This is a genomic window from Nocardia veterana NBRC 100344 (assembly GCF_000308855.1).
GTDB lineage: Bacteria > Actinomycetota > Actinomycetes > Mycobacteriales > Mycobacteriaceae > Nocardia > Nocardia veterana.
In genome coordinates, this window is record NZ_BAGM01000051.1 from 1 (window position 1) to 408 (window position 408).

Consider the following 408-nt stretch of genomic DNA (forward strand, 5'->3'; position numbering starts at 1 on the left):
CTGCTGGGCGGGGGCTTCCTGCGCGGGGGCCGGAGCCGGGGCGGGAGCGGACTGCGCGGGGGCGGGCGAACCGCTGCCGATCACGCCGAGCTGACCGCCGACGGAGACCACATCGTCCTCGTTCGCGCTGATCTCGAGCAGGGTGCCGGCCACCGGCGACGGGATCTCGGTGTCGACCTTGTCGGTGGAGACCTCGAGCAGCGGCTCGTCGATCTCGACCTGGTCACCGACCTGCTTGAGCCAGCGGGTCACGGTGCCCTCGGTGACGGATTCGCCGAGTTCCGGCATCGTCACCGGCGTGCCTTCGGCGGCACCGCCGGAGGCGGCGGCCGGAGCCTGCTGGGCGGGCGCTTCCTGCGCGGGCGCCTGCTGTGCCGGGGCTTCCTGGGGGGGAGCCGATTCGGCCGG

The 408-nt window shown here is 74.5% G+C and carries 1 protein-coding gene; it reads right to left on the bottom strand.

Annotation, left to right across the window (positions count from 1 at the left end; translation table 11 throughout):
* A partial coding sequence (locus ON37_RS08430) for a biotin/lipoyl-containing protein (protein WP_040718270.1) occupies positions 1-408 on the bottom strand: 408 nt, incomplete at both ends.